The following is a 21,086-nucleotide window of genomic DNA, read 5'->3' as shown; positions in this document are numbered from 1 at the left end:
GTGACCCTGCGGGGCGTAGTGACAGCAGCACCTCGTACGGGCTGTCGCCGCTGCCTAGGCTGGAGGGAGATCCCCGGCCCGAAGGAGCCCTCGTGCCCACTGTCCTGATCACCGGCGCCACCTCCGGCCTCGGCCGTTACGTCGCCTTCGAGCTGGCCCGCTCCGGTTACGTCGTCCTCGCACACGGACGCGACCGGGGGCGCACGGACGCGCTTGTCACGGAGCTGCGGGCGCAGGACGGCGAGGCGCACGGGTTCGTCGCGGACCTGGCCTCGCTGGCCCAGGTGCGACGGCTCGGCGAGGAGGTGGCCGCCGCGCACTCCCGCCTCGATGTGCTGATCAACAACGCGGGGGTGGGCGCCGGCCCACGCGGTTCAGGGCGTGAGGTGAGCGCCGACGGTCACGAGCTGCGACTCGCGGTCAACTATCTCGCACCGGTCGCCCTCACCCGCGCACTTCTTCCCACGCTCCGCGCGAGCGCCCCCTCCCGCGTCGTCAACGTCGGCTCGGCCGGTCAGGAGCCCCTTGACTTCGCCGACCCGGAGCTCACGCGGGGCTACGGCGGCATGTCCGCGTACTGCCGCAGCAAGTTCGCGCTGGCGGCGTACACCTTCGCGCTGAGCGAGGAGTTGGCGGGCAGCGGTGTCTTGGTGAACGTCCTGCACCCGGCCACCTACATGGACACCACGATGGTCCGCGAGGCCGGTGTCACGCCCTGGTCCACCGTCGCCGACGGCGCGACGGGCGTCGTCGCCCTGGCGACACGGGAGTCGGGCACCGGCGGGTACTTCGACGGTACGAACCCGTCGCGGGCGCACGCGGAGACGTACGACCGGGAGACCTGGAAGCGCCTGCGAGCGACGACGGACCAGCTGCTCGGCGCTTGACCCGGAGCTGCGGCCCTCCACCGGCGAGGCCGCCTGGCCGACGAAGAACGCCTGGCCAGCCGGAGTGGCCGAGCGGCCAGAGACGCCCGACGGAACCAAGACGCCGACCGCCGGATCGGCCGCGGCGCTCGGACGAACCCCATCGCGGCGCGGGACGCCTGCGAGACGAAGGCGGGGCGGGAAGCCTGCAAGACGAAGGCGGAACGCGACGCCCGCAAGGGAAGGCGGCGCGGGACGCCCGCAGGACGAAGGCGGAACGCGACGCCCGCAGGACGAAGGCGGCACAGGACGCCTGCGAGACGAAGGCGGCGCAGAGGTCCTCGGAGACGAAGCGGCACAGACGTCCTCGGAGACGAAGGCGGCGCGGGACGCTCCCAACCCGGAGGTTGGCGGGGACGCCCCCGAGGCGGGGGCGCGCGGGGCTCACCCGAGCCCGAAGTGGCGCCCCCGAACCCGGCGCGGCGCGGCGTCCGCAGCGGAGTGCCCGAGACCGCGCCGGCCGAGCAGCCGGCTGCCTATGGCCTGCTCTCCCGCATGCCGGCCGGCTTCCTCGCCCTCTACATCCTGAACGTCGCCGTCGAGGCGGCCGTCGGCGGCTGGGAGCCCAGACGCCCCCAACCCGACGTGACCTAGGCGCCCCCAAACCCGGCGAAACCCAAAGCACCCCCACACGGCGGCCAGAGCGCGACGTAGCCCACGCCCCCGGCGAAACCCAAAGCGCTCCTGCCCGCGCCCCCGGCTAGGCCGAAGGCGCCCCTGCTCGGCGGCGACGCCGACGTGGTGTGGGGGCCGGCCCGCGACGGCAGCGTCGTTGATAGCGCCTCGCCCCCGCCGCGCCTCGCTAGAGGTGCGCCATCGCCGCCTGCGCCCGGGCCGCCAGCCCGTCCGCTCCGCACGAACGCGCCAGCGTCAGGCCCTTGTTGATCTCCGAGGCCGAGCGGGCTGCGATGCCGTACTCGACGCGGGCCGCCGCGTGTTCGTACTGGCAGGGGGAGGCTTCCAGGTAGGTGACCGCCTGGGCGGCCAGCCGTACCGCGCGCTGGCCCGTCTCGAGAGCCGCGGCGCAGCGCAGGGCCTCGCCGATGGCCGTGTCGGTGCCGAAGCGCTCGGCCTGCCGGCGGGCATCGGCGGCCAGGGCGGCGGCGCGCGCCGGATCCTCCGTGGCGAGGGCCTTGGCGAGGTCGAACGCCCACGGGGTGAGCACCGTGTTGTGGTGCCCGCGCGCGGTGGCGGCCTTCTCCGCTGCCTCCAGTTCGTTGATGCCCTCCTTGGCGCGGCCTGCGGCGAGCAGCAGGCGGCCGCGTACGGAGCGGGTGTCCGGCAGGACGATGGTGGACGGGTACGGCGGTGCGAAGCCGTACCGGTCGGCGATCTCCGCGGCCTCCTGGATGTGGCCGCGGGCGAGCAGCGTGTCGATGAGCCCGCAGGTCGCGGACCAGTACAGGGGCAGCCCGCGGCCGACCCGCTCGGCGAGACGCAGGGACTCGCGCTGGTAGTGCTCGGCGTCGGCGAGGCGGCCTCGTCGGCGGTGCGCGAGGCCGAGATAGGCGTTGGCCAGGGAGAGATGGCCGCCGCTCCAGCCGGCCTTCACATAGGCGCGCAGAGCCTCGCTGAACAGGCTCTCGGCCCGGTCGAGCCGGTCGGCGTAGGCGTACGCGCTGCCGAGCATCAGCAGCAGTTCGACGCCCCACTCGGTGTCGGTCCAGCCGAGTCCGGGTGCGAGGCGGCCGTTGACGAGGGCGCGGTCGCACAGTTCCAGGACCTCCTCGGCGTTCTCACCGCGGGTCATCGCGTCGAAGCCGCGCAGAATGAGCAGCGCGCGCTCGGAGTTGTCCCGGCCGGTACAGGTCTTGACGAGTTCGGCGAGACCGCGCGAGTGTCCGGAGCGCTCCTCGCCCGCGTGGATGCCCTCCCACATGTAGTGCACGGCCTGCAGCCGCAACCGGGCGGGTCCCGGTGCGAGCCGGGCGACCTCCGCGTCGACCGTGCGGACGGCCTCGTCGAGCTGGTCGTTGTGGAGCAGCGCCTGGGAGAGCCGGAAGACGGCGTCCACCCGCACCTCGTCCTCGAGGCCGGGCCGTTCGAGCGCGGCGCGCAGATGACCGATCGTCGTGGAGGGCGCGGTCAGGAGCGTGGCGCAGCCCAGTTCGTAGAGCACGCGCGCGTGCACCTCGGGGAGCGGGGGCTCCGCCAGCGCGCGTTCCAGGCAGCGCCGGGCCGCGTCGGGCGCGCCGACGGCGAGGTGTTCGCCGGCGGCCTCGCGCATCTGCTCGACGAGTTCCGGATCGTCGTCCGGGTGCACTTCGAGGAGGTGGCGGGAGGCCGCGGCAGCTCCGCGCCCTGACTCGGTGACCGCCCACGCGGCCTGGCCGTGCATGGCGGTGCGCAGGGCGTCGGGTATCGAGCGGTAGACGGCGGTCGCGATGAGCGGGTGCACGAACTCAAGGTCGCCGTCGGTGACCTGGCCGTTCGTGGGCTGGGTCCTGGTCAGGATGCGGGCGGCCCCGAGGAGTTCGGCGCAGCGCAGGGCCTCGTCGTCCTGCATTCCGGCGAGTTGGGCGGCGAGGTCGAGGGAGATCCCGGTGCCGAGGATCGCGGCCGCCCAGGCGAACCGCGTGGCGTCGACGCCGAGTCCTTCGAGGCGGGCGACGAGTCCGCGCCCGCGGGCCGAGCGGTTCAGGTCGCGCAGTTCGGCGGCCGAGCCCTCGGCCGGCTCCAGCTCGCTGTCCTGCACCTTGGCGAGCAGCTCGACGGTCTCGTAGGGATTGCCGCCGGTGACCGCCCACACTTCACGGCAGAACGGCGCGTCGGCGTGCTCCCCGAGCGTGGCGCGGGTCAGCCCGGCGGCCGCGGCCGGTGTCAGCGCGTTCAGTGTGGCGACCGGACGGGCCGCGGTGGCGACCGCGTCGAGCAGGCGCGCACTGTCACCGCTGACGCCGCCGGGGCGGCGGGCGACCACGACGAGGACGGACAGGTCCTCGATGCGCTCGGCGAACGCGGCGAGCCAGCGCAGCGTCTCCTGGTCGGCCCAGTGCGTGTCGTCGATGAGCAGCACGAGCGGCCAGTCGCGCTTGGCGAGCCGCCGCACCGCCGCGACGAGCCCGTCGCACACGCCCTGCGGGTCGGGCTGGCGCTCACCCGGTTCCGTTATGCCGAGGGCGGGGCCGGCGATGTCGTACCAGTCGCCGAGGTATTCGCGGGCCTCCTCCGGCAGCAGCGAGACGAGGGCGGGCTGCAGCAGTTGCCGTACGACATTGAAGGGGACGGACGTGACGGTCTCGCCGCCGCGTGCCGACCACACCGCACAGCCACTGCTCTCCGCGATCCGGCGCGCCTCGGCGAGGAGCGCGGTCTTGCCGAGGCCCGCCTCGCCGCTGAACACCAGGAGGCTCCCCGACGACGCGGCATCCGCGCGTAGCGCGGCGATCGCCTCCTTGAGGGTGGCGACTTCCTCATCGCGCTCCCACAGGGAAGCCGAGGCGGCCGTTCCGGGCCGTGCCTCCGTCATCCCGCTACCTCCCCAGGTCGCCCAAACGACGTACAGGCAACGAGCGTAGCCGCCTGGAAGCCACGGTGGAGGCGGGTCGGGGCACCTGTTGCCGAGATGAGTGACAGCGGCGCCCCGAAGGCGACGCGGCGACGCGCCCACCAGCCCGTGTGCAAGGTTGTTGACAGTCAACAGACCCGGATTTGAAGCTGAATTTCCCCATCAGTCTCCGCATCAGTCTCCGCCGTCCGCCGGGACCGCCCCCGGCCCCGGCACGTCCCGGGAGGAACCGCATGAGCGCCCCCGCGCACGACTCGGACCTGCGTGCCGCCCCGCCCGAGCGCTCCCGCAGAGCCCTGCTGGCGGGCGCAGTGGGCAACTTCATCGAGTGGTACGAGTTCGGGGTCTACGGCTATTTCGCGACGATCATCGCGGCGCGCTTCTTCACTCCGGAGGGCGGCAGCGAGGTCGAGGGCCTGGTGAGGACCTACGCGTCCTTCGCACTGGCGTTCTTTTTCCGGCCGGTGGGCGCCGCGCTGTTCGGGCGGCTCGGCGACCGGATCGGGCGGCGCCCGGTGCTGATCCTGGTGATCGCCTTGATGACGGCCGCGACGACGCTGATCGGCGCGCTGCCCACGTACGCCACGGTCGGCGCCCTCGCCCCGTGGCTGCTCACCTTCCTCCGGATGCTCCAAGGTCTCTTCGCGGGCGGGGAGTTCGGGGGCGCGGTCTCGGTGATGACGGAGTTCGCGCCGCCCGGCAGACGCGGGCTGTACGGGTCGTTGCAGTCGTTCACGGTGGCGCTCGGGCTTCTCGGCGGCGGGGGGTTGGCGGCGCTGCTGGCCACGGTGCTGGACTCCGGGGACCTCGAAGCCTGGGGCTGGAGGCTGCCGTTCCTGCTGACGCTGCCACTCGGGCTCGGCGCGCTGTGGCTGCGGCTGCGCCTGGATGAGACGCCCTCCTTCCGGGAGGAACGGGAGCTGGAGCGCCCGTCCGGCCGCGAGGCCGCCAAGGCCATCGCGCTCGGCGCCACGCGCATCATGGGCTGGGCGGCGGCCGGTTACACCTTCCTCGTCGTGCTGCCCTCCTACCTCCAGAGCACGCTGAACGCCACCTTCCAGCAGGCGCTGGTCGCCACGGTCCTCGCCAACCTCGGTTTCGCCGCCACGATCGTCCCGGCGGGACTGCTCAGCGACCGGATCGGGCGGCGCCCCGTGATGCTGACGGGCGCCCTGCTGGTCACCGTGCTGGCGATTCCGTTGCTCAACGTCCTTCAGGGCAGCGAGACTTCGAACGTCGTGAAAGGGGTCGCCGTGTTGACGGCGGGTGCCGTCGTCGGGCTGATGGCGGGGCCCGGTCCCGCGATGCTCTCCGAGATGTTCCCGACGAGCGTGCGGTACACGGGGCTGGGACTCGCCTACGCCCTGTCCAATGCCGTGTTCTCGGGCTGTGCCGGGCTCATCATCACGGAGACGATCAAGCGGACGGGAAGCGTGGACATCCCCGCGTACTACGCGGCGGCGACCTGCGCGGTGAGCGCGCTGGCGCTGGCCACACTCCGTCCTGGACAAGGGAGTTGAGCGAGTGCGGGTGATCGGCCTGATGTCCGGAACGTCGTACGACGCGATCGACGCGGCGGCCGCCGACCTGGCCCTCGACGGGGACCAACTCGTCCTGCGGCCGCTCGGGCTCGTCAGCGACGCGTACGACGAGACGCTGCGGGACGCGCTCGCGGCGGCGCTGCCCCCGGCCGCCACCAGCCTCGCCGAGGTGTGTCGCCTGGACACCCTGATCGGACGGGCCTTCGCGGCGGCTGCTGTCCGGGCCGACCGCGAACTGTGCGATGACAGCGGCGAGTTGGTCGCCTCGCACGGCCAGACCGTCTACCACTGGGTGCAGAGCGGGCGGGTGCACGGCACCCTCCAGCTGGGGCAGCCCGCGTGGATCGCCGAGGCCACCGGGCTGCCCGTGGTCGCCGACTTCCGCCCGCGTGACATCGCCGCGGGCGGCCAAGGGGCGCCCCTGGTGAGCCTGGTCGACCTGCTGTGGCTGCGCGGCAGGCCGGGGACGCCGGTGGCGCTGAACCTCGGCGGCATCGCCAACGTCACCGCGCCGGACGGCACCGCCTTCGACACGGGGCCCGCGTGCGCCCTCGTCGACGCGGCGGCGCGGGGACTGAGCGGAGGACGCCTCGACTACGACGTGGACGGAGTCCTCGCCGCTCGCGGCACGGTCCACGAGCCGCTGCTCCGGCGGCTGCTCGCGGAGCCGTACTACGCGCTGCCCGCGCCCAAGACCACCGGCAAGGAGCTCTTCCACCTCGGCTATCTGCGCGACGCGCTGGCGGGCTTCGGGACGCTGACCGCCGAGGACGTCATCGCGACGCTGACGGCGCTCACCGCCCGGACGGTCGCGGACACGGTGCGCGCGGCGAGGGCCACCGAGGTGATCGCCTCCGGTGGCGGCACCCGTAATCCGGTCCTCATGGCGATGCTGGGCGAGGAGCTGCCCGGGGTGGCGCTGCGCACCTCCGACGAGCTGGGTCTGCCGTCGGCCGCCAAGGAGGCGTACGCCTTCGCCGTATTGGGATTCTTGACGCTGCACGGGCTCGCGGGCACCGAACCGGCGAGCACCGGAGCCCGGCATCCCAGCGTGCTCGGGTCGATCACCCCGGGCAGAGGCGGGCTACGGCTGCCTCCGAGGGCCGACCGGGCGCCGGTCCGACTCGTGCTGGAGTCCAGGAATGCGGACGCCCTGAAGTGAGCCCCCGAGGAGCCCTCTCATCCGCCTTTCACCCGGGGCTCATACGGTGGGGACCATGACGCAGGTGACTCCTCCCGGCTGGTATCCCGACCCCGGGCAGACAAGTGACACTCCCGCCGCCGAGCGCTGGTGGGACGGCAAGGCATGGACGGACCAGACCCGCGCTGTCGGGTCGGCCGCCGCATGGGGTCCCCCGACACAACCGTCGGCGGCCGGACCGTATCCGGCATTTCCGCCGGGCACCGGGCGGCGAGGTCTTCGCACCGGCATAGCCGTCGCCGCGGCGATCGCGGTCCTCGCGGCCATCGGCGGCGGTGTGTACGCGCTGACCAAGAACGACGGCAACGGCGGCAACAGCGCGAACTCCCAGGGCCCGGGCGGCGTGAACGGCGGCCAGGGCGGACCCGGTGGTGGCCAGGGCGGCACGGGCGGTCCCGGCGACGGACAGGGCGGCTCCGGCGGCCTGCCCGGCGGTTCCGGCGGCCAGACCCCCGCGCCCGGTCAGACCCCGGCGCCCGGTGAGTCCGGGCAGCCGGGGACCGAGGACGGCTATGCGACCGACGCGCTCAGCGGCATCAGCATCCCGGTGCCCGACGGCTGGACCGGCCAGAGCGGTACGGTCGGCGCGGCCGTCTCCACCAAGGACACCTACAAGTGCCCGGGCGACACCTCGCAGAAGTGCCAGCGGGGCGGGGCCTACTCGGCTCCCGCAGAAGTGCAGGGCCTGAAGTCCACCACGGCGGAGGCGGCGGCCAAGGAGGACATCTCCAAGAACGCCACCGAGTCGTACGGCAAGGGCTACGGCACGATCACCTCGCACACCGAGCTCGCTTCCAAGGCGGTCACGGTGGCCGGGGAGAAGGGCTATCTGGTCCGCTGGAAGGTCGTGACGAGCAAGGGCGACGACGGCTACGTCGAATCGCTCGTCTTCCCCTCCCCCGCCGACTCCAAGTCCCTGGTCGTCGTCCGCTTCGGCGTCGACGACAGTTCCAAGGCGCCCAAGCAGTCGGTGATCGACACGATCACCAAGGGCATCAAGGTGGCGTCCGGGGCCGGCGGCAACGGGCAGAACGTCTGACGGACAAGAGTTCGGCCGGGTGGGAAGCCCCTCCGCTCAAGGGGCACCCCACCCGGCCGGTGGTGCGCGCCGCCCCCGTCCCCACGGTGCGGCGCGAACAGGCCGACGTCCGGTCATCCCGCGGACGGCGGCCTGAGTCTCAGGTCAGGCCCAGTGCCGGCAGCACGACAGCCTCCACGAACTGTGTGAGATACGCCGCGTCCGCGTACTCGCCGTCCAGCACGGGGCGCACGCGCAGCACGCCGAGCAGCTGCGCCGGGATGAACTCCAGAGCCGGATGGTCGGCGGCGACCTCACCCCGCTCGACCGCGCGCCGGATCATCTCCTTGAGCTGGGCGACCTCGGGTTCGACGAGTGCGTCCCGCAGCGCCTGCTGGAGTTCCTTGTCCTGCGTCACGGCATGGCCGAGCGCCTGGAGCAGCTGGGCGCTGTCACGGCCGGACCACTCTCCGGCGGCGCGCGCCGCCTCGCGGAGGTCCCCGGCGAGCGAGCCCGTGTCGATGCCGGAGAAGCGCGGGCAGCGGTTGGCGCGCAGCGCGGCGGCCACGAACTGGGGCTTCGTCTTCCACTGGCGGTAGAGCGTGGACTTGCTGCAGCGGGTGCTGGCGGCCACGCCCTCCATGGTGAGCGCTTCGTAGCCGCATTCGCGGATCTGGTTGAGCACGGCGTCGTAGAACTCCTGCTCACGCTCGGGCGTGATCTTGGAGCGGCGCGAGGCGACGACCGTCTCCGGTCCGTCCGCGGCCTGCGACGTCATGGCTCTTCTCCTCGCTCGGATCGACTCGTTCGGTGGTGCTCTTCACATCAGTCTAATCGATACGTCAGTGTACCGGTACGGCGGCGTATCGGTACACTGGCGTATCGGTACACTGTCGTATCGATGAGCCTTGGACAGGATCCACTCCTCTGTCGAGTGGATCCTGTCCTGGGCTCACCGCGCATCACCCCACGCAATACCGTCAGCAAGGGGGCCGGGGGATGGATTCCCGAACCGAGCCTGCAGAGTCCGCATCAGAACCGGAGCCGCCCGACGCGGCCATACCAGGGGCGTCGCCGCAGGACACCGCGGCACGCCCGCCGCTCCTGCGCGAGCTCCTGCTCGTCGTAGGACTCTTCGTCGTCTACAAGGTCGGCCGTCAGCTCGCCACCGGCCACACGCCCGAGGCCTTCCGCAACGCGCACCGCGTGTGGGACCTCGAGCGGGCCGTGCGTCTGCCCGGCGAGGGCGCCGTACAGACCGCGCTGCTGCACAGCGACGCCCTCGTGCACCTCGCGAACACCTACTACGCGGCGGTCCACTTCCCGGCCACCGCGGCCTTCCTGATCTGGCTGTACCTGCGGCGCCCCGCCCACTACATATGGGCCCGCCGAGTCCTCGCCCTGGTCACCGCCGCCGCCCTGATGGGACACCTCACCTTCCCGCTCGCGCCGCCGCGCCTGCTGGGCGAGGCGGGTCTCGTGGACACCGGACAGGCGTACGGGCCCACGGTGTACGGGGTACACCCCGCGACCGACGCGATGGCGAACCAGTTCGCGGCGATGCCGTCACTGCACTTCGGCTGGGCGCTGATGGTGGCGATCGGCCTGATCGTGGCGACCCGCTCCCGCTGGCGCTGGCTGTGGCTGCTGCATCCGCTGCTCACCCTGCTGGTGATCGTGGGCACCGCGAACCACTACTGGCTCGACGCGATCGTCGCGACCGCGCTGCTCGGCATCGCGCTCGCCGTGGTCCACCTGCCGCACCGGACCGCGACGACCGCCGGAAGCGCCCAGGAGCGCGCCGACGCCTCCGTACCGGAGATGCCGGAACTCGTGGGGGCGGGACGATGAGCGCCACTCTCGCCGCCGTGGTCCTGTCGCTGTTCTCAGCCGTCGCGTACGCCGCCGCGGCCGTCGCCCAGGAACGGCTGGCCTCCCGCTCTCCCGGCGCGGGCACACTGCGGCTGCTGACCGACGGGGCCTGGTGGTGGTCGGTCGTGCTGAACGCGTCCGCCGCGCTGCTGCACGTCGCCGCGCTCAAGTACGGCACGCTCACCCTGGTGCAGCCGCTCGGCGCGCTCACGCTGGTGGCGGCGGTGCCGCTGGGCGCGCGGGTGGCGGGACGGCGGGTCAGCGCGGTCGAGTGGCGCGGAACGGCGCTCACTCTGATCGGCCTCGCCGCTCTGCTCGTCACGGCGTCAGGGCCCGCGCCCGACGACGTACTGAGCGTGCCGCAGGCGCTGGCCGTCGCCGCTGCGACCGCCGTGGCGATCGGCGCACTCTCGCGCCCCGGCACCCGGCCGGGGCTGCGGCACGCGACCGCGTCAGGCTTCGCCTCGGGTGTCGCGTCGGCGCTCACGCAGACGGTGACGGTGGCCGCCACCGACCGCTCGGACTCGCTGCTGAGCGCCCAAGTCGTCGTGGTGGCGCTGCTCGTGGCGGCCTTCGCGGCGGGCGGGCTGCTGCTGTCGCAGACCGCGTACCAGGGCGGTCTCGGCGCTCCGCTCGCCGTGGTGACGCTCGCCAATCCGCTGGCCGCCGCGGTGATCGGCCTGTCCCTGCTCGGCGAACGCCTGCAGGGCGGCGCGGCGGGCGTGCTGCTGGCGCTCGTGGGAGCGGCGGTCGCGGCGTGGGGCGTGGTGACGCTGTCGCGGTCGGCGCCCGAGCCGCTGCCCGTCCCCGTGGTGCACGAGGACCATCCGGTCGCCGCGGTACTGGCACTGGAGCCGGACTCGGCAGCGTACGAACCCTCGTTGGTGCCGCGACAGCCGAACTCGGGCCATCTGACGGCCCTTTAGGGGCTTTCCGGCGGATCATGCCGGAGACGCGGGGCCCGACACGCTCACCGGCACTGATCGGGTGCCGTAGCTTTCCTCCGACCCGATCCGCCGGACAGGCCCCGGCCGAGACACAAGAAGGGCGGTCGCGGAGGTCCGCGGCCGCCCTTCCTTGTACGCCGGGTCAGCCCAGCCCGCGGGAGTCCTGCTTGAGGGCCGTGTCGACGGTGAGTGCCGTCGCCACGACGAGGCTCAGCAGGGGCTCGGGGAGCTGGTAGTGGATCTGCAGGACGTAGTTGTCCGCAGTGGTGAACATCGTCTTCGCGAGGCCTTCCCAGGTCTTGGTGATCCGGGCGACTTCGTTCTCCGCGTGGTCGACGATCGCGAAGTTCCAGGCGCGCCAGTTCTCCGCCTTGATCGCGCCGACCTTCTGGCCGTTGACGTTCATCGCGAAGTTGATCTTGCCGATCATGTTCTGCTGCACGATCTCGCCGACCGGCGAGCCGTCCGGGCGCGACACGATCACCTTCGACTTGAGGAACTTCGCGGGGCGTGTGAGGAGCAACTGCGGCTGCCCGTACGCGTCACGGATCTCCAGCTTGTGGGTCATGTACTGGTCGAGGCTGGAGACGAAGCGCAGGACCTTCTTGATCGCACCCTGCCCGACCTCGGTGACCGAGCCGATCTGGTTGCCGTTCTGATCCATGACCCTGTACTCGTTGGTCACCTCGATCAGCTTGGCCTTCTGGTTCACCACCAGGACCGGCTCGGTGAACAGGCTGCCGCCGCCGGCACCGCTGGGCGCGACCCCGGCCTGCTGCTGCACCTGACGCTGCACCCGCGGGTCGGGACCCGCGGCCGGCTGCTGCTGGGCGTACGCCTGTTGCGGCTGCTGAGCCTGCTGCGGCACCTGCGGCGCGCCCTGGGCCTGCTGGTCCGCATTCGTGTGCTCCGTCCACTGCGAGCCGTCCCAGTAGCGCAGCGTCTGGGGCGCCCCGTGCGGATCCGGGTACCAACCTGCAGGAGTGTTCGAATGCGTGGTCACCGGGGCACACTACCGCGCGTTGGCCGGAATACAACCGGCCCTCGGGTGACCGCCATCACCCGGTGACCATCGCCGGGTCGCTCACACCGGGCAGCCCGTTCTCGACATGTCCGGCGAACCGGCGCAAGAAGCCCTCGTCGGCGTTCGACACGACGGTCAGGTCGTACCAGCGCTTACTCGCCCGCAGGTCCACCGTGTGCTTCACGGTGGCCCCCGCCCGCACCTTGAGGGACTGCGACGTTCCGCCGTAGCCGTCGGTGAGCTTCAACGTGACCGTGCCGGAGCCCTTGTTGGTGAACGTCAGCTCCACGTCGCTGCCGACATGGCGGGCGGTGACCTCGGGCCCCGCGGCTTTCCCCGGGCCCCTGAAGGTGCGCAGGAAGCCGTTGGGGCCGTGCACGGTGAGATCGTACGAGCCGTTCGAGTACGCCGAGTTCCAGGTGTCCGAGACGGTCTTGGCCGCCTCGGTGGTGTATGTCCAGGGGCCGTCGGTGCGGTTGCCGGAGGTGACGAGGAAGGCGGCGCCGGCCTTGGCTCCGGAGCCGAAGGTGAGCGTGAACTTACCGGCCGTCGCATCCACCGAACCATCCACCAGCGGCGCGTACTTGAGCGGGCGGGCCGGGCGCGAGCCGCGCTCCTGCTGGGGCAGGACGGGGTTCGCGGGCGGCGTCGGCACATAGTCGGGGTGGCGGTCGTGGTCCGGCGGCTGGTAGCCGTCGGTGTCCGGCAGCGCGACCGGCTTCGTGTCCTTGCGGGCGAAGTCGAAGGCCGAACTGAGGTCTCCGCTGATCGCGCGCCGCCAGGGCGAGATGTTGGGCTCGTGCACGCCGAAGCGGCGCTCCATGAACCGGATGATCGAGGTGTGGTCGAGCGTCTCGGAGCAGACGTAACCGCCCTTGCTCCAGGGCGAGACGACGAGCATCGGCACGCGCTGGCCGAGCCCGTACGGTCCGGCGGCGTGGCTCGCGTCACCCGTGTACAGGTCGGGGCCGACGTCGACCGTGGACTTGCCCTGCGCGGCGGACTGCGGCGGGTACGGCGGCACGAGGTGGTCGAAGAAGCCGTCGTTCTCGTCGTACGTGATGAACAGCGCCGTCCTGCTCCACACCTCCGGGTCGGAGGTGAGCGCGTCCAGGACCTGGGAGATGTACCAAGCACCGTAATTCGCAGGCCAGTTGGGATGCTCGGTGAACGCCTCGGGCGCCACGATCCAGGATATCTTCGGCAGCTTCTTGCCCTGGACGTCGGCCTTGAGCTGGTCGAAGAAGCCCTCGCCCTTGCGAGCGTCGGTGCCGGTGCGGGCCTTGTCGTAGAGCGGGTCACCCGGCTTGGCGTTGCGGTACTTGTTGAAGTACAGCAGCGAGTTGTCGCCGTAGTTGCCGCGGTACGCGTCGGAGATCCAGCCCCAGGAGCCATTGGCGTCCAGGCCGTCGCCGACGTCCTGGTAGATCTTCCAGGACACCCCGGCCGCTTCGAGGCGCTCGGGGTACGTCGTCCAGTCGTACCCGGCCTCGTCGTTGCCGAGGACCGGGCCGCCGCCCTTGCCGTCGTTGCCGGTGTAACCCGTCCACATGTAGTAGCGGTTCGGGTCGGTGGAGCCGATGAAGGAGCAGTGGTACGCGTCGCAGATGGTGAACGCGTCGGCGAGCGCGTAGTGGAACGGGATGTCCTCGCGCGTCAGGTACGCCATGGTCGTCGACGACTTGGCGGGCACCCATTTGTCGTACTTGCCCTTGTTGAAGGCGGTATGTCCGTCGCTCCAGCCGTGCGGGAGGTCCTGGATGAACTGCAGGCCCAGGTTGTCCGCCTCGGGACGGAAGGGGAGCACGTCCTTGGTGCCGTTCGACTGATACCAGACCGACTTGGTGCCCGAGGTCGTGGCCGGACGCGGGTCGCCGAAGCCGCGGACGCCTCTCAGCGAGCCGAAGTAGTGGTCGAAGGAACGATTCTCCTGCATCAGTACGACGATGTGCTCGACATCGTCGATCGTGCCGGAACTGTGGTGCGCGGGCAGTGCCGCGGCACGCTGGATGCTGTTGGACAGCGCGGTGAACCCGGCGGTGGCGCCGGCGAGTTGGAGGAAATGGCGCCGATTCACTTGAGGCATGGGTGGGTGACCTCTTGTCCTGACGGGCCCGGTCGGCCGGATGATGAGGGAACGTGCGCGAAAGGAGTGTTCCAAGAGCACCAAACGTCAGGGAAGGGTCCTGTGACCCCAATGTGAAACTCGGCGGTACGTGAGACGAACGTTTTCGGACGGGTCGTCAGCCCGCCGACCGACGGGCCATGGCTCTTCCGCCTGACGGAAGGAGCATTGTCCGGCTGTGGCGGCCGTCACGAATCTGGAGCCAGCGGGGCGAGGATGCCCCGCCTTCAGGGACAGCAACGCCATGCCTCACTCGACCGCCTTCGCCAGGAACCAGTGGTACAGCTAGCGCACCTTTCTGACCTGCGGTTGCGTGGGGGTGATGAGGCCGACCGCAATGCATGGGGCGACCGCCCCCAACGCCGGGGCGGCCGCCCGGTGCGGGCTATTCCAATGGCCCACTTGGCGGGTAGCGACCCGCCTAGCAGGACCAATCGGAGCAGCTCTCGTGCCTGATCACTCCCACCACGCCCGCCGACTGCGTGACATGACGTCACTCCAGCCCTCGCCGCACAGCAGATCGCGGGGTCGAGTCACGTGGAGCCGTTTGCGCGAGAGGCGAGGACACCGCAGAGCAGGCAGGCCTTGACTTCTCGTCCGCGACCCGCTTTGGCGACCCGACCGGCTCACCTGCGCAACCGTCTGGCTCAGCTGGAACGAAGCCGCCGCATCACTGCCTGGGTGAAGGAAAGGCTCGCCGAGGCGGGCCCGAACGGAGAGACCGGCCTGAGCCTGCCGTTCGTGGTCTACGGCACGATGGCCGATCCCCGCTGGCTCGACCCCACGCTCGAACCGAACGAGCGACAGGCCGGGACGTCCTTCATCGGCATTCCGTCCCAGGTGAACAACTCGCCCATCGCGCTGGCCCGGTTCTCCTCGCTCCGCAGCTGGCTCTCGCAGTGGAGCATCGACGAGACCAACGCGTCGACGGTGAAGTTCGGATCCCAGGTGACGGTGCCCGCCCTGGTGGTCACCGCCGGCGCGGACAACGCGGTGCCCACCACGCACGCCGACCTCATCGAGAACACCCTGAGCGGAGAGGTCTCCCGGCACCATCTCGTCGGCGCGAACCATTATCTCCGTAACCAGCCCGAGCAGCTGGCGAAGGCGGCGACGACCGTTCTGGACTGGCTGCAGAACCGTGGCCTGCACGCATCCTGTAACTGAGGACCAGCCACGGAACGCCGACCCACACCACACCGCGTCTTTCCTGACGCCGGTGGGCCGGTAAGCGGTTCGTCACCGGACCAGCTCGGGTGGTTGGTGCCCGCGAAGCCGGGGATTCCTGGTGCGCTGGCCCGCAGAGATCAGGCATCCCCTCAGGATGGCGGCCGCCGTCGAGCGGCTGACCGCAAGACGCCGGCCGCCATCACCTTCATGACCATCCCAGGCTGCACCCGACGGCAGCCGCCACCGGTCTTCGGTCGAGGAACCGAAGCCTGCGGGGTCGGCTCAGCCGCGACAACGTCCTGATTTACCTGCGTGTCTCGTATCTAAGGAAAGGCGAAGTGTGATGAGTTCCTACCGTGTGGGCCTGTTGGTGCCGAGTTCCAACACGACGATGGAGACGGAAGTCCCTGAGGTGCTGCGCCGCGTGGCGGCGGAGACCGGTGACCGGTTCACGTTCCACTCCAGCCGGATGCGGATGAAAACGGTCAGCGCGGAAGAACTCGCCGCGATGAACGCGGACGCCGACCGCGCGGCCATCGAGCTGGCCGACGCGGCCGTGGACGTCATGGCCTACGCCTGCTTGGTCGCCATCATGTCCCAGGGCCGCGGCGCACACCGCGACATCGAAAAACGGCTCACCCAGACCGCGGCGGACGCCGGCGCGCCCGTGCACGTCGTATCCAGCGCGGGGGCACTCGTCGCCGGCCTGCACCACATGGGCGCCCGCAAGGTCTCACTCGTGACCCCCTACCTCAAACCCCTCACCGCGCTCGTGGTCGACTACATCGAGGGCGAGGGCATCGAGGTCCAGGACGCGATCAGCCTGGAGGTCGACGACAACCTCGCCGTCGGACGCGTCGACCAGAGCCAGTTGCCCGACATCGCGGGCCGGCTCGACACGCGCGGCGCCGACGCCGTGGTCCTCAGCGCCTGCGTGCAGATGCCCTCCCTGCAAGCCATCCCCGCCGCCGAAGCCATCGTCAACCTGCCCGTCATCACCGCCTCCACCGCCACCTCCTGGCAGCTGCTGTCCGCACTCGGCGCCCACACCCCCGTCCCCGACTCAGGCGCCCTCTTCAAAGGCTGACATCGGACGGATCTCCGGAGCCTGAGCCCGCAGTCGGAGGCTTGACGGGCTGGCCCAACGCGAGCGCCCTGTGGGGCATGCAACGCCCGTGGTACGGCCGCGCGCTTCGACATGGTCGACGCCTTGAGTCTCTCGGAGCCCTCTCCGACCTCGCGGCCGCCGTGGCCGACTCCAGACGAAGATCCGACCGGACCTCCATCGATACCGCCGACATGTCATCTTGCCGAAGGGCAAATGGTGGCCTCCTCGTCGAGCGGCACCTCGCCGACCGCAGGCAGCACCGCGTCACCGGTGCCGAGTACGACGAAATGGTCGAGGCGTTCGTCTCCGCCGTGGAGGCAGAACTACCCGGGACCCTGTTGCAGTGGGAGGACTTCGCGACCGCGCACGCCCGTCCCATCCTCGGCCGCTACCAGGACCGGCTGCTGACCTTCAACGACGACATCCAGGGCACCGCGGCCGTGGCGCTCGGCGCGCTGAGCACCGCCACGATGGTTGCCGGATCGCGGCTGACCGACCACCGCATCGTGGTCCTCGGCGCGGGATCAGCGGCGATCGGCGTCGCCGACATGATCCGCACCGCGCTCGTCGAGGAGGGTGTCTCCCAGCAGCAGGCGGCCGACCACTTCTGGTTCGTCGACGTGGGCGGCCTGCTGGTGCGCTCTCGCACCGACCTCTCACCCGAGCAGCGGGTGTACGCGCGCGACGACGCGGAGGTACGGGAGTGGGGCGCGGGTGTGCCCGACCTGGCGCGGGTCGTCGGCGAGGTGAAGCCGACGGTGCTGATCGGGCTGTCCACGGCGCACGGCGCGTTCACCGAGGAGATCGTGCGGACGATGGCCGACGCCTGCGACCGACCGGTGATCCTGCCGCTGTCCAACCCGACCTCACACTCCGAGGCCGAGCCTGCCGACCTCGCCCACTGGACCGAAGGCAGGGCGCTGATCGCCGCCGGTTCGCCCTTCCCGCCGCTGAAGCTGGACGGGCGCGAGGTGCCGGTGGCGCAGGCCAACAACGTCTATGTCTTCCCCGCCATCGGACTGGCCGTGGCCGCCTGCCGGGCCTCGAGGGTGACCGACCGCATGATGGTGGCGGCGGCGCGGGCCGTTGGGGAGTGCGCGGTGCGGGCGGGCTCCAACGAGGTGACCCCGTTGCTGCCACCGCTGGTGGGCCTGAGGGACGCGGCCCGCGAGATCGCGCTGGCCGCGGCGAAGGCCGCCGTCGAGGACGGCGTCGCACCCGAGGCCACGGACGCCGAGCTGCGTGCCGCGATCTCGGCAGCGCAGTGGACACCCCGGTACGCGTCCTGACCGCTGGGCTTGGGCCGGGGCGCGCTGCCAGTCAGCTGCCCACGATCAGGGCGAGCCCCCGGCGACGGAGAACCCATGCGCGTTCACCGCCGTACGACACGCACCGCGATCCTGGCCGCAACCTCACGACCGTCGCCGTGACGGGCCTGAAGGTCGCATGGCCGCAGCCTCACGACCGTCGCCGTGACGGGCCTGAAGGTCGCACCGGGCGGCGAGCTCCGCCACCGCAGCCGCCGCCACCGGCACCGCCGTCGACTCCCCAGTGGCGGTCCGCGGGGCCGGGACCTCCGTCGTGTACTTCGGCAGCGCCCAGGTCGACAAGGGACGATCCGGTGACCGCCGGCCCCGTCCGTCGTCCTCGTGGTCCCGGTAGGCAGCCCGATCCCACGTCCGACGCACACCCGCGAAAAGGCAGGGTGCGGCGCAACGCGCCTCGCTGGGCCATGGGAGTGGCGGCGACCGTCCTCGTGTACGTCACCCTCGTAGGCCGCCCGCCACGAAGCGTTCCTTTTCGGTCTCAAGCGGTCGCCGCACGCTCTGCGTCTCGAGCGGCGAGGAGGGAGGCGTGGGTGGGGGCGTCGGGCACGTCGGCCGGCCGGTTCTTGGCGAACTCCTTGCGGAGCACCGGTACGACCTCCTGGCCCAGCATGTCGATCTGCTCCAGCGCGGTTTTCAGCGGGACTCCGCCGCCGTCGACCATGAACAGCTGGCGCTGGTAGTCGCCGAAGTACTCACGGAAGGTAAGCGTCTTCTCGATGACCTGCTCAGGGGTGCCGACGGTCAGCGGGGTCTGCTCCATGTACTCCTCCAGGGAAATCCCCCCGCCCATCACCGGCGAGTGGTCGAAGACCGGGCGGAACTCGCGAATGGCGTCCTGCGAGTTGCGGCGCATGTAGACGTGGCCGCCGAGGCCGACGATGGCCTGCTCGGGGGTGCCGTGGCCGTAGTGCGCGTACCGCTCCCGGTACACGTCGATCAGTTTCTTGGTGTGCTCCTTGGGCCAGAAGATGTTGTTGTGGAAAAAGCCGTCGCCGTAGTACGCGGCCTGCTCGGCGATCTCCGGGGAGCGGATGGAGCCGTGCCAGACGAAGGGCGGTACGCCGTCCAGCGGCCGCGGCGTGGAGGTGAAGCCCTGCAGCGGCGTACGGAACCGTCCCTCCCAGTCGACGACGTCCTCGCGCCACAGCCGGTGCAGCAGCGCGTAGTTCTCGATGGCCAGGTTGATGCCCTGACGGATGTCCTTGCCGAACCAGGGGTAGACCGGGCCGGTGTTGCCGCGGCCCATCATCAGGTCCACCCGGCCGTCGGCCAGGTGCTGGAGCATCGCGTAGTCCTCGGCGATCTTCACCGGGTCGTTGGTGGTGATCAGTGTGGTGGCCGTAGAAAGGACGATCCGCTCAGTGCGTGCGGCGATCCAGCCCAGCATCGTGGTCGGGGACGACGGCACGAACGGCCGGTTGTGGTGCTCGCCGGTGGCGAAGACGTCCAGACCCGCCTCTTCGGCCTTCTGCGCGATGGTGACCATCGCCTTGATCCGCTCGCGCTCGGTCGGGGTGCGACCCGTGGTCGGGTCGGTGGCCACGTCACCGACGGTGAAGATGCCGAACTGCATCGTCTTCAGCTCCCGTGGTTGACATATCAACTATATGCGCGCAACGCACCGCGGAGCGTCCCCATTCCACTCTCGCGGCCGGCCCGGCGCCCTCGGAGCGGCTGAAGACTGGCTCATGAGGTGCCCTTTCGTACGAAGGTCAGCGACGCGGGGGATTCCCGCGCGGCATGATGACGGCGTTCGGCAGAGCCGGCGCGGGAAGGCGGCTCCCCGGATAGCCCTCGACGACACCGAAGCGGTCGGAGGACGCCTCCCAGTCCTCCCGGGCCCGGACGATGTCCTCATGGCTGCGGCCGATGAAGTTCCACCACATGACGATCTCCTCGTCGAACGGAGGGCCCCCGAGCAGGATCGTCCGTGCCGGACCGTCCGACTCGTTCACCACCGTGAGGGCGTCGACACCGCAGGGCACATAGCCGAGTTCGGCCGGGCGCAGCTCGGTGTCGATCAGGCGGATGTCCCCGCTGTCCACGAGAAGGCCGTGCTCGAAGGCGGGGTCCACGGCGAGGGTGACCGCCGCGCGCGGTTCGAGGAGGATCTCGGCCCCGAGCAAGGTCGTGAAGGTCCGCACCGGCGAGGTGCTTTGGGCGAGCGAGCCCAGGAAGACCCTGATCTCGGCCCCGTCAACCCGCACGGGTTCGGGCACGTGGTGCTGGAAGTCCCGTTCGGTGTTCCGGTACTCCTCGGGCAGCGCCACCCACAGCTGGACGCCGTGGATGACGGTGGTGCGCGGGGTGGAGATCTCCGAGTGGGCGATGCCGTAGCCGCCGGTCATGAGGTTCATCTCGCCGGGCCGGATCAGGGCGCGGGTGCCGAGCGTGTCCCGGTGCTCGATCTCCCCGCTGAACAACCAGCTCACGGTCTGCAGCCCGCTGTGCGGATGTGGGGCGACGTCCATGCCGCCGGTCGCGGTGGCGTCGGTGGGACCGTAGTGGTCGGCGAAGCACCAGGCTCCGATGAGCGTCCGGGCCCGCTGCGGCAGCGTCCGCCGGACGAGCAAGGCACGCGGCCCGCCCAACGGCACCTCCCGCGCCGACAGCACATCGACCCGGGGCGCTCCGGCCGGTCGGCCGTCGCCAACCAGCACTCCGCACCGCAGCGCCGCAGGTTCGCTTTCGGCATTACTCACCGGGACCACCCCTCACACACTCTGGTTGTCACATCAACTACCATGCCATGAGAACAGACCGATGGCCACAGCGCATACCCGGCGTGCAGGCCACCCCGAGCGGCCCGAGGAGGCCCGAAGTGACCCACCGCACCGCCAGATCCGTACTCCGGAGGATCTTCATAGACAAGCAGAGCCCCAAGGCCTTCCACGCCCTGGCGCAGACCTCGGAGGCGGTACGCGCGACCGCCGCCGAGGCGGGGCTCGACCGCACCGCCGTCGAACTGATCAACCTCCGGGTGTCACAGATGAACGGCTGCGCCTACTGCCTCGACGTACACACCAAGGCAGCCCTGCGGGCGGGCGAGTCGGCACAGAGGCTGGGAGTACTGGCGGCCTGGCGGGACACCGAGATGTTCACCCGCTCGGAGCGCGCGGCGCTCGCACTGGCCGAGGCGACGACCGATCCGACGAACGCCGACGCCCAGACGTCCGCCTACGAGGTCACCCGGGAGGTCCTCACCGATGAACAGGTCTCCGCCGCGATCTGGGTGGCGATCACCATCAACGCGTTCAACAGGGTGTCGATCATGAGCAAGCACCCAGTGCCGCCGCTCCCCAAGATGTAGGGCCACCG

17 protein-coding genes are annotated in these 21,086 nt (G+C 70.9%); 11 read left to right on the top strand and 6 right to left on the bottom strand.

Annotation, left to right across the window (positions count from 1 at the left end):
* Window positions 1-92: 92 nt before the first annotated feature.
* Window positions 93-887, top strand: a complete 795-nt coding sequence (locus tag AB0D27_RS03915) for an SDR family NAD(P)-dependent oxidoreductase (RefSeq protein WP_362501698.1) — start codon at window positions 93-95, stop codon at window positions 885-887.
* Between the two features lie 438 nt (window positions 888-1,325).
* Window positions 1,326-1,520: a hypothetical protein gene (locus AB0D27_RS03910; RefSeq protein ID WP_362501696.1), complete on the top strand. Its 195-nt coding sequence runs from the start codon at window positions 1,326-1,328 to the stop codon at window positions 1,518-1,520.
* Window positions 1,521-1,728: 208 nt separating this feature from the next.
* On the opposite strand, the gene AB0D27_RS03905 is transcribed toward AB0D27_RS03910, so the two are convergent.
* The gene (locus tag AB0D27_RS03905; protein WP_362501694.1) at window positions 1,729-4,395 is read right to left on the bottom strand and encodes an AAA family ATPase; all 2,667 of its coding nucleotides are present in this window, start codon (window positions 4,393-4,395) and stop codon (window positions 1,729-1,731) included.
* Window positions 4,396-4,667: 272 nt separating this feature from the next.
* Here AB0D27_RS03905 and AB0D27_RS03900 point away from each other — a divergent pair, with 272 nt between their 5' ends.
* The 3 genes from AB0D27_RS03900 to AB0D27_RS03890 are packed head-to-tail and all read left to right on the top strand — an operon-like array spanning window position 4,668 to window position 8,215.
* Complete coding sequence (locus AB0D27_RS03900; protein ID WP_362501692.1) at window positions 4,668-5,954, top strand: MFS transporter; 1,287 nt, start codon at window positions 4,668-4,670, stop codon at window positions 5,952-5,954.
* Between the two features lie 4 nt (window positions 5,955-5,958).
* Entirely contained in the window at window positions 5,959-7,137 is a 1,179-nt protein-coding gene (locus AB0D27_RS03895) for an anhydro-N-acetylmuramic acid kinase (RefSeq protein ID WP_362501690.1), read from the top strand.
* Window positions 7,138-7,192: 55 nt separating this feature from the next.
* Window positions 7,193-8,215, top strand: coding sequence for a DUF2510 domain-containing protein (locus AB0D27_RS03890; protein WP_362501688.1), 1,023 nt, complete (start codon window positions 7,193-7,195; stop codon window positions 8,213-8,215).
* Window positions 8,216-8,354: 139 nt separating this feature from the next.
* Here AB0D27_RS03890 and AB0D27_RS03885 read toward each other — a convergent pair whose 3' ends face one another.
* The gene (locus AB0D27_RS03885) at window positions 8,355-8,972 is read right to left on the bottom strand and encodes a TetR/AcrR family transcriptional regulator C-terminal ligand-binding domain-containing protein (RefSeq protein WP_362501686.1); all 618 of its coding nucleotides are present in this window, start codon (window positions 8,970-8,972) and stop codon (window positions 8,355-8,357) included.
* 221 nt (window positions 8,973-9,193) lie between these two features.
* Between AB0D27_RS03885 and AB0D27_RS03880 the strand changes: the two genes are divergently transcribed.
* Together AB0D27_RS03880 and AB0D27_RS03875 are read left to right on the top strand one after the other, a co-directional pair.
* Entirely contained in the window at window positions 9,194-10,045 is an 852-nt protein-coding gene (locus AB0D27_RS03880) for a phosphatase PAP2 family protein (protein WP_362501684.1), read from the top strand.
* Window positions 10,042-10,992, top strand: a complete 951-nt coding sequence (locus AB0D27_RS03875) for a hypothetical protein (protein ID WP_362501682.1) — start codon at window positions 10,042-10,044, stop codon at window positions 10,990-10,992. The genes AB0D27_RS03880 and AB0D27_RS03875 overlap by 4 nt, the downstream gene beginning before the upstream one ends.
* A 163-nt stretch (window positions 10,993-11,155) precedes the next feature.
* On the opposite strand, the gene AB0D27_RS03870 is transcribed toward AB0D27_RS03875, so the two are convergent.
* Entirely contained in the window at window positions 11,156-12,016 is an 861-nt protein-coding gene (locus AB0D27_RS03870; protein ID WP_362501680.1) for a phospholipid scramblase-related protein, read from the bottom strand.
* A gap of 55 nt (window positions 12,017-12,071) precedes the next feature.
* A complete protein-coding gene (locus tag AB0D27_RS03865) occupies window positions 12,072-14,123 on the bottom strand; it encodes a phosphocholine-specific phospholipase C (RefSeq protein ID WP_362501678.1) in 2,052 nt (683 codons plus the stop codon).
* 720 nt (window positions 14,124-14,843) lie between these two features.
* On the opposite strand from AB0D27_RS03865, the gene AB0D27_RS03860 reads away from it, so the two are divergent.
* The 3 genes from AB0D27_RS03860 to maeA all read left to right on the top strand — a co-directional run bounded on the left by AB0D27_RS03860 (window position 14,844) and on the right by maeA (window position 17,729).
* A complete protein-coding gene (locus tag AB0D27_RS03860) occupies window positions 14,844-15,329 on the top strand; it encodes a hypothetical protein (protein WP_362501676.1) in 486 nt (161 codons plus the stop codon).
* Window positions 15,330-15,675: 346 nt separating this feature from the next.
* Window positions 15,676-16,419 (top strand): Asp/Glu racemase, encoded by a 744-nt coding sequence (locus AB0D27_RS03855; protein ID WP_362501674.1) that lies wholly within the window; start codon window positions 15,676-15,678, stop codon window positions 16,417-16,419.
* A 212-nt stretch (window positions 16,420-16,631) separates the two neighbouring features.
* Entirely contained in the window at window positions 16,632-17,729 is a 1,098-nt protein-coding gene (gene maeA / locus AB0D27_RS03850; RefSeq protein ID WP_362501672.1) for an oxaloacetate-decarboxylating malate dehydrogenase, read from the top strand.
* A gap of 517 nt (window positions 17,730-18,246) precedes the next feature.
* On the opposite strand, the gene AB0D27_RS03845 is transcribed toward maeA, so the two are convergent.
* Together AB0D27_RS03845 and AB0D27_RS03840 are read right to left on the bottom strand one after the other, a co-directional pair.
* A complete protein-coding gene (locus AB0D27_RS03845) occupies window positions 18,247-19,341 on the bottom strand; it encodes an LLM class flavin-dependent oxidoreductase (protein WP_362501670.1) in 1,095 nt (364 codons plus the stop codon).
* Between the two features lie 139 nt (window positions 19,342-19,480).
* Window positions 19,481-20,470 (bottom strand): pirin family protein, encoded by a 990-nt coding sequence (locus AB0D27_RS03840; RefSeq protein ID WP_362501668.1) that lies wholly within the window; start codon window positions 20,468-20,470, stop codon window positions 19,481-19,483.
* A gap of 119 nt (window positions 20,471-20,589) precedes the next feature.
* Here AB0D27_RS03840 and AB0D27_RS03835 point away from each other — a divergent pair, with 119 nt between their 5' ends.
* Window positions 20,590-21,078 carry a carboxymuconolactone decarboxylase family protein gene (locus AB0D27_RS03835; protein ID WP_362501666.1) on the top strand — a complete coding sequence of 163 codons (489 nt, stop codon included), beginning with the start codon at window positions 20,590-20,592 and terminating at the stop codon, window positions 21,076-21,078.
* Window positions 21,079-21,086 lie beyond the last annotated feature (8 nt).

It is taken from the genome of Streptomyces sp. NPDC048415, assembly GCF_040651675.1.
Classification (GTDB): domain Bacteria; phylum Actinomycetota; class Actinomycetes; order Streptomycetales; family Streptomycetaceae; genus Streptomyces.
Note: the sequence above shows the minus strand (reverse complement) of the source record. Positions and strands in the feature narration are given on the sequence as shown.